10 protein-coding genes are annotated in these 12,423 nt (G+C 69.9%); 2 read left to right on the top strand and 8 right to left on the bottom strand.

Annotated features, from left to right (window positions below; translation table 11 throughout):
* Positions 1-40: 40 nt before the first annotated feature.
* On the bottom strand, positions 41-535 hold the full coding sequence (locus ACFYZA_RS33485; protein ID WP_382589812.1) for an NUDIX domain-containing protein: 495 nt from the start codon (positions 533-535) through the stop codon (positions 41-43).
* A gap of 60 nt (positions 536-595) precedes the next feature.
* A complete protein-coding gene (locus tag ACFYZA_RS33480) occupies positions 596-2,311 on the bottom strand; it encodes a BCCT family transporter (RefSeq protein ID WP_382589809.1) in 1,716 nt (571 codons plus the stop codon).
* Between the two features lie 142 nt (positions 2,312-2,453).
* On the opposite strand from ACFYZA_RS33480, the gene ACFYZA_RS33475 reads away from it, so the two are divergent.
* Both ACFYZA_RS33475 and ACFYZA_RS33470 read left to right on the top strand, forming a co-directional pair.
* A complete protein-coding gene (locus ACFYZA_RS33475) occupies positions 2,454-3,608 on the top strand; it encodes a glycerate kinase (RefSeq protein ID WP_388494396.1) in 1,155 nt (384 codons plus the stop codon).
* Between the two features lie 153 nt (positions 3,609-3,761).
* Positions 3,762-5,297: an MFS transporter gene (locus ACFYZA_RS33470; RefSeq protein ID WP_382589803.1), complete on the top strand. Its 1,536-nt coding sequence runs from the start codon at positions 3,762-3,764 to the stop codon at positions 5,295-5,297.
* A 702-nt stretch (positions 5,298-5,999) separates the two neighbouring features.
* Here ACFYZA_RS33470 and pssA read toward each other — a convergent pair.
* From pssA to ACFYZA_RS33440, 6 genes are all read right to left on the bottom strand, one after another.
* The gene (gene pssA / locus ACFYZA_RS33465) at positions 6,000-6,854 is read right to left on the bottom strand and encodes a CDP-diacylglycerol--serine O-phosphatidyltransferase (RefSeq protein WP_382589800.1); all 855 of its coding nucleotides are present in this window, start codon (positions 6,852-6,854) and stop codon (positions 6,000-6,002) included.
* A complete protein-coding gene (locus ACFYZA_RS33460) occupies positions 6,841-7,497 on the bottom strand; it encodes a phosphatidylserine decarboxylase (protein WP_100575165.1) in 657 nt (218 codons plus the stop codon). Before ACFYZA_RS33460 ends, pssA begins: the two co-directional genes overlap by 14 nt.
* Before the next feature lie 173 nt (positions 7,498-7,670).
* The gene (locus ACFYZA_RS33455) at positions 7,671-8,885 is read right to left on the bottom strand and encodes an acyl-CoA dehydrogenase family protein (protein ID WP_388494395.1); all 1,215 of its coding nucleotides are present in this window, start codon (positions 8,883-8,885) and stop codon (positions 7,671-7,673) included.
* Positions 8,886-8,887: 2 nt separating this feature from the next.
* Positions 8,888-9,412, bottom strand: coding sequence for a MaoC family dehydratase (locus ACFYZA_RS33450; RefSeq protein ID WP_382590051.1), 525 nt, complete (start codon positions 9,410-9,412; stop codon positions 8,888-8,890).
* Between the two features lie 5 nt (positions 9,413-9,417).
* The gene (locus ACFYZA_RS33445; RefSeq protein WP_382589794.1) at positions 9,418-10,386 is read right to left on the bottom strand and encodes an HpcH/HpaI aldolase/citrate lyase family protein; all 969 of its coding nucleotides are present in this window, start codon (positions 10,384-10,386) and stop codon (positions 9,418-9,420) included.
* Positions 10,383-12,410, bottom strand: coding sequence for a protein meaA (locus tag ACFYZA_RS33440; protein WP_388494394.1), 2,028 nt, complete (start codon positions 12,408-12,410; stop codon positions 10,383-10,385). Before ACFYZA_RS33440 ends, ACFYZA_RS33445 begins: the two co-directional genes overlap by 4 nt.
* Positions 12,411-12,423 lie beyond the last annotated feature (13 nt).

Here is a 12,423-nt window from a genome sequence, read left to right as displayed (position 1 = left end):
GTCACGCCGTCCGGCGCGAGGCTCGGTGGGTCCGCCCGCCTCACCCCACCCGGCGCCCGTTCTCCAGCTCCGCCGTGCCGAGGCCCTCCGCCAGGACGTCGAGCGCGGTCATGACGCGGTGGCTGAGGGCGCCCAGGAGGTGCGCGGGGAGGTCCTCGCGGGGGACCAGGCGCCAGGAGAGGAGTTCCTCCTCCTGGATGCGGATCGAGTCCAGGGCCTGCTGATCGAGGACGCCGCCGTCGTAGAGGTAGGCGACGATCGGCGGGCGGGCCACGCCGTGCACCCAGTCCACCGCGAGCAGGCGGCCCGGCTCCACGTCGAGGCCGATCTCCTCCAGGGTCTCCCGGCGGGCCGCCCGGCGCGGGGTCTCGTCGGTGTCGGACTCCACGCTCCCGCCGGGCAGCGCCCAGCCCTCGCGGTAGTTGGGCTCGACGAGCAGCACCTGGCCCTCGGCGTCCCGGAACAGCGTGGCCGCGCCGGCGAGTACCCGGGGGAGGCCGGCGATGTAGGCGGCGTAGTCGTTGTCGGTCGTCATGCTGTGAAGGGTAGGGGGCGTGGTCGGCCTGCGCGGGGCGGTGCCGGGGCCCCGGCCTTGTCAGGGCTGTGCGGGGCCCGAACTGTCGTCACCCGTACGGGACTTGGCGGCCCGGCGCAGGCGGTGGTGCCGGGCCGCGCCCTGCTCGGTGATCGCGTCGCCGACCATGGCCCGCACCGCGTCGCGCATCCCGTGCAGCGCGCCGTGCCGGGAGGGTCCCGCGCCCGGGTCCTCGCGGAGCTCCTTCACCAGGGACCAGCACAGGCCCAGCATCACCACGACGAAGGGCAGCGCGACCAGGATCGTCGCCGTCTGGAGCGACTTGAGGCCGCCGGCGACGAGCAGCACCGCGGCGACCGCCGCCATCAGTACGCCCCACATCACCACCAGCCACGTCGGCGGGTGCAGCGAGCCGCGGCTGGTGAGCGAGCCCATCACGAGGGAGGCCGAGTCAGCGCTGGTGATGAAGTACGTCATCACGAGGACCATCGCGATGTACGAGGTGACCGTGCCGATCGGCAGCGCGTCCAGCATCGCGAAGAGCGAGGCCTCGGCGCCGTCCTTCACCGCCGCGGCGAGGTCGGCCGCGCCGGTGGACGCGAGGCGGATCGCGGTGCCGCCCATGACGCAGAACCAGATCACCGTCGCGCCGCTGGGCACGAGCAGCACCCCGACGAGGAACTCGCGGATGGTGCGGCCGCGCGAGATCCGGGCGATGAAGGTGCCGACGAACGGCGCCCACGACAGCCACCAGGCCCAGTAGAAGATCGTCCAGGTGCCCAGCCAGTCGCGGTCGGTGAAGGCGCCGGTGCGGCTGGCCATCGGCAGCAGATCGTGCAGATAGCCGCCGATGGAGGCCGGGATGGTGTCGAGGACGTAGACGGTGGGGCCGAGCACGAACACGAAGACCATCAGGACCGCGGCGAGCACGATGTTGATGGTGGACAGCCACTTCACGCCCTTGTGCAGACCCGAGAACGCGGACAGCACGAACGCGGCCGAGAGCGAGGCGATGATGACGAGCTGGGTGGTCTGGGAATTGGCGACGTTCGAGGTGATGTGGAGGCCCTCGGCGACCTGGAGCGCGCCGAGGCCCAGGCTGGTCGCGGTGCCGAAGACCGTCGCGAACACGGCGAGCAGATCGATGCACCTGCCGGGCCATCCGTCCGCCCGGCGCGCGCCGATCAGCGGCACGAACGCCGAGGAGAGACGGTTGCCGCGCCCCTTGCGGAACCCCGCGTAGGCCAGCGCGAGGCCCGCGATGCCGTAGATCGCCCAGGGAGTGAGCGTCCAGTGGAAGAAGGAGTACTCCAGGGCGGTGCGCGCGGCGTCGCCCGTGCCGGGCAGGGCGCCGCTGGCCGGGGGCGGACTGAGGAAGTGGGTGAGCGGTTCGCCGACCCCGTAGAACATGAGGCCGATGCCCATGCCCGCGCTGAACATCATCGCGATCCAGGCCAGGTTGGTGAACTCCGGCTCCGAGTCGTCCGTGCCCAGCCTGATCCGCCCGTACCGGCTGATCGCCAGGACCACGCACAGCACCAGGAAGGTGTCGGCGGCGACCACGAAGAGCCAGGCGAAGTTGTTCAGGACCCAGGCGAGCGCGGTCGAGGAGGCACTGTCGAAGGAGCTCTTGCCCAGGGCCGCCCAGGCGACCGCGGCCACCACCGCGAGCACACCGATGACGATCACGGTGTGGTCGGGGGAGGGGTCGGGGGCCGGGGGCGCGTCGCCCGGCGGGGGACCCGAGGCGGAACGATCGATCGAATCCATGCTCATGGCGCCCCACTATGGTGGGGAATGTACGCATTTTGTGGGGTGGCGCGCCGTCCATGGACCCCGGTGGCTATGGGCAGGCACGCGCCGGGCGGATAGGGTCTGGAGCGGCGCGACTGCCTGTTCGAAAGCAAGGGATAGCAAGGTGACGGACGGCGCAGTTTTGGAGACCGCCCGCGTACTCGTGGCGGCGGACAAGTTCAAGGGCTCGCTCACGGCCGTACAGGTCGCTGAGCGGGTGACGGCCGGGCTGCGGCGGGTCGTCCCGGATCTGCTGGTGGAGACCCTGCCGGTCGCCGATGGCGGCGACGGCACGGTGGCGGCGGCGGTGGCGGCCGGATTCGAGCGCCGCGAGGTGCGGGTCACGGGCCCGCTCGGCACCCCGGTGACCGCCGCGTACGCGGTACGCGACGGTGTGGCCGTGGTCGAGATGGCGGAGGCCTCCGGGCTCCAGCACCTCCCCGAGGGCGTCTTCGCGGCGCTCACCGCCACCACGTTCGGCTCCGGCGAGCTGCTGCTCGCCGCGCTCGACGCCGGTGCGCGGACCATCGTGTTCGGCGTCGGCGGCAGCGCGACGACCGACGGCGGGGCCGGCATGCTGGCCGCGCTCGGCGCGCGCTTCCTGGACGCCGCGGGTGAGCCGGTCGGCCCCGGCGGCGGCGCGCTCGCCGATCTCGCCACGGCCGACCTCTCGGCGCTCGACGCCCGCTTCGAGGACGTGGAGCTCGTCCTCGCCAGCGATGTCGACAATCCGCTGACCGGCCCGAAGGGCGCCCCCGCGATCTACGGACCGCAGAAGGGTGCGTCGCCCGAGGACGTGGCGACCCTGGACGCGGCCCTGGCCCACTACGCCAAGGTCCTGGAGGGCGCGCTCGGCGCGAAGGCCGCCGAGGCGGCGCTCGCCCCCGGAGCCGGCGCGGCCGGCGGCATCGGTTACGGCGCGCTCGTCGCGCTCGACGCCACCTTCCGGCCCGGCATCGAGGTCATGCTCGACGTACTGGGCTTCGCGCCCGCGCTCGCCGGGGCCACGCTGGTCATCACGGGCGAGGGCTCGCTCGACGAGCAGACCCTGCACGGCAAGGCCCCGGCCGGGGTCGCCGCGGCCGCCCGCGCGGCCGGGATCGAGGTCGTCGCGGTGTGCGGCCGCCTGCTGCTCCAGCCGGGCCAGCTCGGCGAGGCGGGCATCCGCCGCGCCTACGCCCTGACGGACCTGGAGCCCGACCCGGCCCGCTGCATGGCGAACGCGGGCCCGCTCCTGGAGCAGGTCGCGCAGAACATCGCCAACGACTTCCTCCGCTAGGCCCCCTGCCTCACCTCGGAACGGCCCCTCTCGCACTCGCGAGGGGGGCCGTTCTGTCGTTCCCTGGAGCAGTCGGCGGTGCGCGTGCGACCAGGTGTGCGAGTTCCTTCAGGCCATGAGACACTGATGTCTCATTCGATACTGGAGTGTTCCATGACGTCGCCCCTCGGCACGCCGGCCCTCGATCCCCGGCGCTGGCTCGTTCTCGCGATCCTGTCCGGCAGCCTGCTGCTCATCGCGATGGACACCACGATCCTCAACGTCGCCTTCCCCTCCCTGGTGAGCGACCTTCAGCCCAGCTCCGTACAGCAGCTGTGGATCATCGACGTGTACGCGCTCGCGCTCTCCGGCCTCCTGGTGACGGCCGGCGCCCTCGGCGACCGCTGGGGCCGCAAGCGACTGCTGCTCACCGGCTTCGCGATCTTCGCGTCGGCCTCCCTGATGGCGGTCTTCGCGACCGAGGCCTGGCAGGTCATCGCCGCCCGCGCGCTGCTCGGCGTCGGTGGCGCGGCGATCATGCCGTCCACCCTGTCGATCCTGCGCGACGTCTTCACCGACGCCCGTGAGCGCGCCCTCGCCTACGCGGTGTGGGCGGCGGTCTTCGGTGGCGGCATGGCGCTGGGCCCCGTGGTCGGCGGTCTGCTCGTCGAGCAGAACGGCTGGCAGTCCGCGTTCCTGATCAACATCCCGGTCGCCCTGGTGATCATCGCGTTCGGTGCCTGGATCCTCCCCGAGTCGCACCAGCCCCGCGAGGGCCGCTGGGACTGGTGGGGCGTCGGCCAGTCCATCGTCGGCATGCTCGCCCTGGCCGGCGGCATCAAGCAGCTCGGCAAGGGCGGCCCCGCCGATCCCGTCGCCTGGGTGCTGCTCGTTCTGGCCGCCGTCGCGCTGACCGTGTTCGTCCGCCGTCAGCTGCGCCTGGCGCAACCGCTCTTCCACGTGAGGCTGTTCACCAACCGGTCGTTCAGCATCGCCGCCGCCTCGATCTTCCTCGGGATGATCGCGCTCGGCTCGGCGCTGTTCCTGGTCACCCAGTGGTTCCAGTACGGGCAGGGCTACAGCCCCCTGGAGGCCGGTGTGCGGCTGCTTCCGGCGCCGCTCGGCCTGGTGGTCACCTCCCTCGTGACCCCGGTCCTGATGCACCGGCTGCCGATCCGGCACGTCATCGGCGGCGGTCTGATCCTGATGAGCGCGGGGCTCGCCCTGCCGTGGCTGTTCCAGCAGTCCGGGCCGCTGGCCTACCCCGGTGTCGCCGTGGCACTCGGCGTGCTCGGCTGCGGCGTCGGCATCGCGACCACGGCCGCCTCGGTGACGCTGATGGCCTCCGCCCCCAAGGAGCACGTCAGTGGCGCGGCCGCCGTCGAGGAGACCTGCTACGAACTGGGCGCGGCCATGGGTGTCGCGATCCTCGGCAGCATCGCGGCGGCCCTGTACCGCGCCAAGCTGCCGGAGCTCGGTCTGGACGGGGCGGCCACCGCCTCCGTACGCGACTCGGTCGGCGAGGCGGCCCACGTGGCCTCCTCGATGGGCGGTCCCGCCGGGGCGGCGCTCCTGGAGAAGGCCTCGGCGGCCTTCACCTCGGGCATGACCCCTACGTTCCTGCTGGCCGCGGTGCTGCCGCTGGCCGCCGCGGTGCTGGCCTGGGCGAAGATTCCGGGCGACCTCCGCCCCACGGAAAACGCCCACTGACCCCGGGGCCGTCCAGGCCCCCTGTGCCCCGGGGTCTGCCCGCCCGTGCGGCGGGTTGGACCGGCTGAGCCCTGGGGCTCCGCCCCAGACCCCGGCGGGGGCTCCGCCCCCTGCACCCCCGTTCGCGCCTGAACGGCGCTCGTCCTCAATCGCCGGACGGGCTGGGTATGCCTGCACTGGCCAGCACCGTACTGCCAGGGAGCGTGGGGAACTGCGCGAGCAACCACGCACGGCCCGCGGACGAAAGCGGGGTTGGGGGCGCGGGGAACTGCGCGACCAGCCACACACGGTGCGAGGACGGAAACGGGGTTGGGGGCGCGGGGAACTGCGCGACCAGCCACACACGGTGCGAGGACGGAAACGGGGTTGGGGGCGCGGGGAACTGCGCGACCAGCCACGCACGGTGCGAGGACGGAAACGGGGTTGGGGGCGCGGGGAACTGCGCGAAAAGCGACCACGGCCCGCACCCGAGCAAGCCGGCAGGCAAGCAGCCCACCCCTGCCGGCAGGCAAGCACCCCCAGCCCCGCCGGCAGGCAAGCACCCCCGCCCCACAGACAGGCAAGCACCCCGCCCCGCAGCCACGCGAAACCGGGCCGAACGGGAGCACGGCGGAAGCAGGGTGGGCACACGAAAAACGGTGGGCACGCAAAAAGGGGCCCCGGGTCCAAGAACCCGGGGCCCCTTTCCCGCACCGTGAGGAACTACGGCAGCTGCGCTGCCCGCGCCTCGCGGCGGTTGTCGCGGAAGGTGTTCACCCGTCGGGCCGTCGCGAAGAGGGGGATCGTGGCGGCCAGGACGATCTGCAGCGCACAGCCGGTCTGGAGCAGCGTCTGGCCGCCGGGGGCGTCGAACGCCCACGCCGCGAGCAGACCCATCGCACCGATGATCCAGCTGAGCATCGCCACCGCGAGGACGCCCCGCGGCTTCGGGTACTCGACCCGGCTCACCATCAGCCAGGCGACTCCGATGACGGCGAGCAGCGTGGGAACGAACGGCAGCTCGAGCAGGACGATCGAGACGACGGTGAGCGCGCCGAACGGGCTCGGCATGCCCTGGAACATGCCGTCCTTCATCGTCACGCACGAGAAGCGCGCGAGTCTCAGCACCACGGCGAGCAGCACCGTGATCGCGGCGACGGCGGCGACCCGCTGGTGGGCGTCGTCCGCGACCATGCCGTACACGAGCACGAAGTAGGCCGGGGCGAGCCCGAAGCTGATGAGGTCCGAGAGGTTGTCCAGCTCGGCGCCCATCGGGGAGCTGCGCAGCTTGCGGGCGACCAGACCGTCACAGAGGTCGAAGATCGCGGCCAGCAGCATCAGGATCACGGCGGTGGCGGCGGAGTGCCGCGCCATGCCGGTCTCCTGGCTGCCGGAGAGGTGCGGGATGAGGATGCCGGTGGTGGTGAAGTACACCGCCATGAAGCCGCACGTGGCGTTGCCCAGCGTGAGGGTGTCCGCTATCGACAGCCTCAGTGAGAGCGGCATGTCCTCGACGTCGTCCTCGGACTCCGCCTCGGGGACCCAGCCGGCCTGCGTCTCGGGATCAATCACGGTCAATTCGAGTCACCCCCGCCGTGGTCGCCTGACCGACCTCGACCGCGACCTCGACACCCTCGGGGAGGTAGATGTCGACCCGCGAGCCGAAGCGGATGAGGCCGATGCGCTCGCCCTGCTCCACCTTGGTGCCCTGGGGGATGTACGGCACGATGCGGCGCGCGACCGCGCCGGCGATCTGGATCATCTCGATGTCACCGAGCTCGGTGTCGAAGTGCCAGACGACGCGCTCGTTGTTCTCGCTCTCCTTGTTGAACGCCGGAACGAAGCCACCGGGGATGTGCTCCACCGAAGTCACCGTGCCCGCGAGGGGCGCGCGGTTGACGTGGACGTTCAACGGGCTCATGAAGATCGCGACGCGGGTACGCCCGTCCTTCCACGGCATGATGCTCTGCACCACACCGTCGGCGGGGGAGATGACCCGCCCCTGCGTGATCTCACGCTCGGGGTCGCGGAAGAACCACAGCATGCCCGCCGCCAGAGCGGTGGTGGGCACGGCCACGATCGCGGCGCCCTTGGAGCGGCGCGAGCGGGCCAGGCTGAGGGCTGCGGTGGCGACGGTCGGCAGAAGCCACGGCGATGCTCCGCGAGCAAGGCGTCCCTTGAGGAAGCCGTCGCGTGGTGCAGAGGTTTGGCTGTGGGGCATGGATGACCTTCGTAGCGGATGATGCCGCGCTGGCAACGGGGGACGGCGGCAGGTTTACCGGCGATGGTATCGGTTGCGAGCCGCAACTGGGCAAGCCAGAAGCCGAGTCGGCGGCCGGAAGGCGATGACAGGGTGTGATGTTCTTCGCGGCCAAACCGACCCAAAAGCGGCAATCAACCCTGGAACCGGTACTCCTCAAGCAGTCGGCGCCCAATGATCATTTTCTGGATCTCGGCGGTACCTTCACCGATGAGCAGCATCGGCGCCTCGCGGTACAGGCGCTCGATCTCGTACTCCTTGGAGAAGCCGTAACCGCCGTGAATGCGGAACGCGTCTTCCACCACCTCCTTGCAGTACTCGGAGGCGAGGTACTTCGCCATCCCTGCTTCGAGGTCGTTTCGTTCCCCGGAGTCCTTTTTGCGTGCTGCGTTCACCATCATCGCATGCGCCGCTTCGACCTTGGTAGCCATTTCGGCGAGCTTGAACTGGATCGCCTGGTGCTGGGCGATCGGCTTTCCGAAAGTGTGCCTTTGCTGGGCATAGGAGACACCCAACTCAAATGCACGCTGAGCGACGCCGCAGCCACGTGCCGCGACGTTGACGCGGCCGACTTCGACGCCGTCCATCATTTGGTAAAACCCTCGGCCGGTGGTCCCGCCGAGTACGCGATTGGCCGGAATTCGCAGTCCGTCCATGACCAGTTCCGTCGTATCGACGCCCTTGTATCCCATTTTGTCGATCTTGCCGGGAATGGTGAGTCCGGGCCGGACCTCGCCGAAGCCCGGCTCCTTCTCCACCAGGAAGGTCGTCATCGACTTGTGGGGCGCGGCGGCCACATCGGAAGGGGAGTGTCCTTCGTCACTCCGGCACAGAACGGCCACCAGTGATGACGTTCCGCCATTGGTCAGCCACATCTTCTGGCCGTTCAGGACGTACTCGTCGCCGTCCCTGACACCCTTGGACGTGATCGCCGACACATCCGAGCCGAGCGCCGGCTCCGACATCGAGAACGCGCCGCGCACCTCGCCGAGCGCCATCCGCGGCAGGAAGGTGTCCTTCTGCTCCTGGGTGCCGTGCTGCTTGAGCATGTACGCCACGATGAAATGCGTGTTGATGATGCCGGACACCGACATCCAGCCACGCGCTATTTCCTCCACGCACAGCGCGTAGGTGAGCAGCGACTCCCCGAGACCGCCGTACTCCTCGGGAATCATCAGGCCGAACAGGCCCAACTCCTTGAGACCCTCGACGATCTGCGTCGGGTACTCGTCCTTGTGCTCCAGCTGGGTCGCGACCGGAATGATCTCCTTGTCGACGAAGTCCCGCACGGTGGCCAGGATTTCCTGCTGGACGTCGGTCAGACCGGCGGTCTGCGCGAGACGGGCCATGGCTACTTCTCCGTCTTCTTGGCGGGCTCGACGAGCTGTGGCCGGCCGGGCTGCTCCCCGCCGCGCTCCTTGATGTACGTCTCGGTCGGCACCATCACCTTGCGGCGGAAGACGCAGACCAGCGTGCCGTCCTGCTTGTATCCCTTGGTCTCGACGTAGACGATCCCGCGGTCGTTCTTCGACTTCGAGGGGGTCTTGTCGAGGACCGTCGTCTCGCCGTAGACCGTGTCGCCGTGGAAGGTCGGCGCCACGTGCCGCAGCGACTCGATCTCCAGGTTGGCGATGGCCTTGCCGGAGACGTCCGGCACGCTCATGCCGAGCAGCAGCGAGTAGATGTAGTTGCCCACCACGACGTTCTTGCCGAAGTCGGTCGTGTTCTCCGCGTAGTTGGAGTCCAGGTGCAGCGGATGGTGGTTCATCGTGAGCAGACAGAACAGGTGGTCGTCGTACTCGGTGACCGTCTTTCCGGGCCAGTGCTTGTAGACGGCTCCGACTTCGAACTCTTCGTAGGTACGGCCGAACTGCATGGTGCTCACGCCTCCGGGATCTCGAACTTGGACGTGCGCCGCATGCCGGCCGCACGGCCCTTGCCGGAGATGACCAGGGCCATCTTGCGGCTGGCCTCGTCGATCATCTCGTCGCCGAGCATCGCCGAGCCCTTCTTGCCGCCCGCCTCCGACGTGCAGTAGTCGTAGGCGTCCAGGATCAGCTCGGCGTGGTCGAAGTCCTCCTGCGACGGCGAGAAGATCTCGTTCGACGCCTCGACCTGGCCCGGGTGCAGCACCCACTTGCCGTCGAAGCCGAGGGCGGCCGCACGCTGCGCCACCGCGCGGTAGCCGTCGACGTTGCGGATCTGGAGGTAGGGACCGTCGATCGCCTGGAGGTCGTTGGCGCGCGCGGCCATCAGGATCTTCATCAGGATGTAGTGGTACGCGTCCGCGCCGTACCCGGGCGGCTGCTCGCCCACGACCAGGGTCTTCATGTTGATGGACGCCATGAAGTCGGCCGGGCCGAAGATGATCGTCTCGGTGCGCGGGGACGCCTCGGCGATCGCGTTCACGTTGTTGAGACCGCGCGCGTTCTCGATCTGCGCCTCGATGCCGATCTTGCCGACCTCGAAGCCCATCGTCTTCTCGATCTGGGTGAGCAGCAGGTCGAGGGCGACCACCTGCTGGGCGTCCTGCACCTTCGGCAGCATGATGCAGTCGAGGTTCTGGCCGGCGCCCTCGACGACGGTGACGACGTCGCGGTACGTCCACTCGGTCGTCCAGTCGTTCACGCGCACCACCCGCGTCTTGCCCGTCCAGTCGCCCTCGTTGAGGAACTTGACGATGGTGTGCCGCGCCTCGGGCTTGGCCAGCGGGGCGCAGGCGTCCTCCAGGTCGAGGAAGACCTGGTCGGCCGGCAGGCCCTGGGCCTTCTCCAGGAAGCGGGGGTTCGACCCGGGAACCGCCAGGCAGGAGCGGCGCGGGCGGAGCCGGTTGACGGGGGTGGTGCTCATGCGGGGACCTCCAACGGGTCGAGCTTGTTCGCTTTGCGGATCTCGTCGACGATACGGCCGATGATCTCCGTGATACCGAAGTCCTTGGGGGTGAAAACGGCGGCTACGCCCGCCTCGCGCAACTCCTCGGCGTCCGCGGGCGGAATGATCCCGCCGGCGATCACCGGGATGTCCGCCGCGCCCGCCTCGCGCAGACGCACCAGGACGTCCGGGACGAGTGCGGCGTGCGAGCCGGACAGGATGGACAGGCCGACGCAGTGCACGTCCTCGGCGAGGGCGGCGCTCACGATCTGTTCCGGGGTGAGCCGGATGCCCTGGTAGACCACCTCGAATCCGGCGTCCCGGGCGCGCACCGCGATCTGCTCGGCCCCGTTGGAGTGCCCGTCGAGGCCCGGCTTGCCGACGAGCAGGCGCAGCCGGCCGGAGCCCAGGTCCGCGGCCGTCCGCGCCACCTTCTCGCGGACCGCGGCCAGCGGGGTGCCCTCCTCGGCGGTGACCGCCACCGGGGCCGAGGAGACCCCGGTCGGTGCCCGGAACTCGCCGAAGACCTCCCGCAGCGCCTCGGACCACTCACCGGTCGTGACACCGGAGCGCACGCACTCCAGGGTCGCCTCCATGAGGTTGCCGGTGCCCTTGGCCGCCTCCTTCAGCTTCTCCAGGGCCTTGCAGGGCCGCGGGTGGTTGAAGGGAGGCTGGTAGCGGGTGTCGCGCCAGTTCTTCAGGGCGGCGACGACGCGGGCCTCGACGGCCGGGTCGACCGTCATGATCGCCCCGTCCAGGTCCGCGGTGAGCGGGCTCGGCTCGGTGGACTGGTAGCAGTTGACGCCGACGATCTTCTCCTCGCCGGCCTCGATGCGGGCCCGGCGCTCGGCGTGCGAGGAGACGAGCTGCGACTTGAGGTAGCCCGACTCGACGGCGGCGAGCGCCCCGCCCATCTCCTGGATCCGGTCGATCTCGGCCAGGCACTCCTCGACGAGGGAGCTCACCTTGGCCTCGATGACGTGCGACCCGGCGAAGATGTCCTCGTACTCCAGCAGGTCGCTCTCGTGCGCGAGCACCTGCTGGATGCGCAGCGACCACTGCTGGTCCCAGGGGCGCGGAAGCCCCAACGCCTCGTTCCAGGCGGGGAGTTGGACCGCCCGGGCGCGGGCGTCCTTGGACAGCGTCACGGCCAGCATCTCGAGCACGATCCGCTGGACGTTGTTCTCCGGCTGGGCCTCGGTCAGACCCAGCGAGTTGACCTGGACGCCGTAGCGGAAGCGGCGCTGCTTGGCGTCCTCGATGCCGTACCGCTCCCGCGTGATCCGGTCCCAGATGCGGCCGAAGGCGCGCATCTTGCACATCTCCTCGACGAAGCGGACGCCCGCGTTCACGAAGAACGAGATGCGGGCCACCACATCGCCCTTGCGGTCCTCGGGGATCTGGCCGGACGCGAACACCGAGTCGAGCACGGCGATCGCGGTGGACATCGCGTACGCGATCTCCTGGACCGGGGTGGCTCCCGCCTCCTGGAGGTGGTAACTGCAGATGTTGATCGGGTTCCACTTGGGGATGTTGTTGACGGTGTAGCAGATCATGTCCGTCGTCAGACGCAGTGAGGGCCCCGGCGGGAAGACGTGCGTCCCGCGCGAGAGGTACTCCTTCACGATGTCGTTCTGGGTGGTGCCCTGGAGCTTGGTGATGTCCGCGCCCTGCTCCTCGGCGACCACCTGGTACATGGCGAGCAGCCACATCGCGGTGGCGTTGATCGTCATCGAGGTGTTCATCTGCTCGAGCGGGATGTCCTGGAACAGCCGCCGCATGTCACCGAGATGGGACACCGGGACCCCGACCCGGCCCACCTCGCCGCGGGCGAGGATGTGGTCGGGGTCGTATCCGGTCTGCGTCGGAAGGTCGAACGCGACCGACAGACCCGTCTGGCCCTTGGCCAGGTTGTTGCGGTAGAGCTCGTTGGACGCCTCGGCGGTCGAATGACCCGCGTACGTCCGCATGAGCCACGGCCGATCCTTCTGACGCTCTGTCATGAACGTTCCCAGC

The sequence above is a fragment of the Streptomyces sp. NPDC001828 genome (assembly GCF_042892175.1).
In the GTDB taxonomy this organism is placed as follows: Bacteria; Actinomycetota; Actinomycetes; order Streptomycetales; family Streptomycetaceae; genus Streptomyces.
The sequence above is the reverse complement of the archived record's forward strand: the minus strand, read 5'-3'. Positions and strand labels throughout refer to the sequence as shown.

Excerpts from the sequence above, each read along its gene's own strand:
- ACFYZA_RS33485 (WP_382589812.1), bottom strand. The coding sequence starts at position 535 with ATGACGACCGACAACGACTACGCCGCCTACATCGCCGGCCTCCCCCGG.
- ACFYZA_RS33480 (WP_382589809.1), bottom strand. The coding sequence starts at position 2,311 with ATGAGCATGGATTCGATCGATCGTTCCGCCTCGGGTCCCCCGCCGGGC.
- ACFYZA_RS33470 (WP_382589803.1), top strand. The coding sequence starts at position 3,762 with ATGACGTCGCCCCTCGGCACGCCGGCCCTCGATCCCCGGCGCTGGCTC.
- ACFYZA_RS33460 (WP_100575165.1), bottom strand. The coding sequence starts at position 7,497 with ATGCCCCACAGCCAAACCTCTGCACCACGCGACGGCTTCCTCAAGGGA.
- ACFYZA_RS33455 (WP_388494395.1), bottom strand. The coding sequence starts at position 8,885 with ATGGCCCGTCTCGCGCAGACCGCCGGTCTGACCGACGTCCAGCAGGAA.
- ACFYZA_RS33450 (WP_382590051.1), bottom strand. The coding sequence starts at position 9,412 with ATGCAGTTCGGCCGTACCTACGAAGAGTTCGAAGTCGGAGCCGTCTAC.
- ACFYZA_RS33445 (WP_382589794.1), bottom strand. The coding sequence starts at position 10,386 with ATGAGCACCACCCCCGTCAACCGGCTCCGCCCGCGCCGCTCCTGCCTG.
- ACFYZA_RS33440 (WP_388494394.1), bottom strand. The coding sequence starts at position 12,410 with ATGACAGAGCGTCAGAAGGATCGGCCGTGGCTCATGCGGACGTACGCG.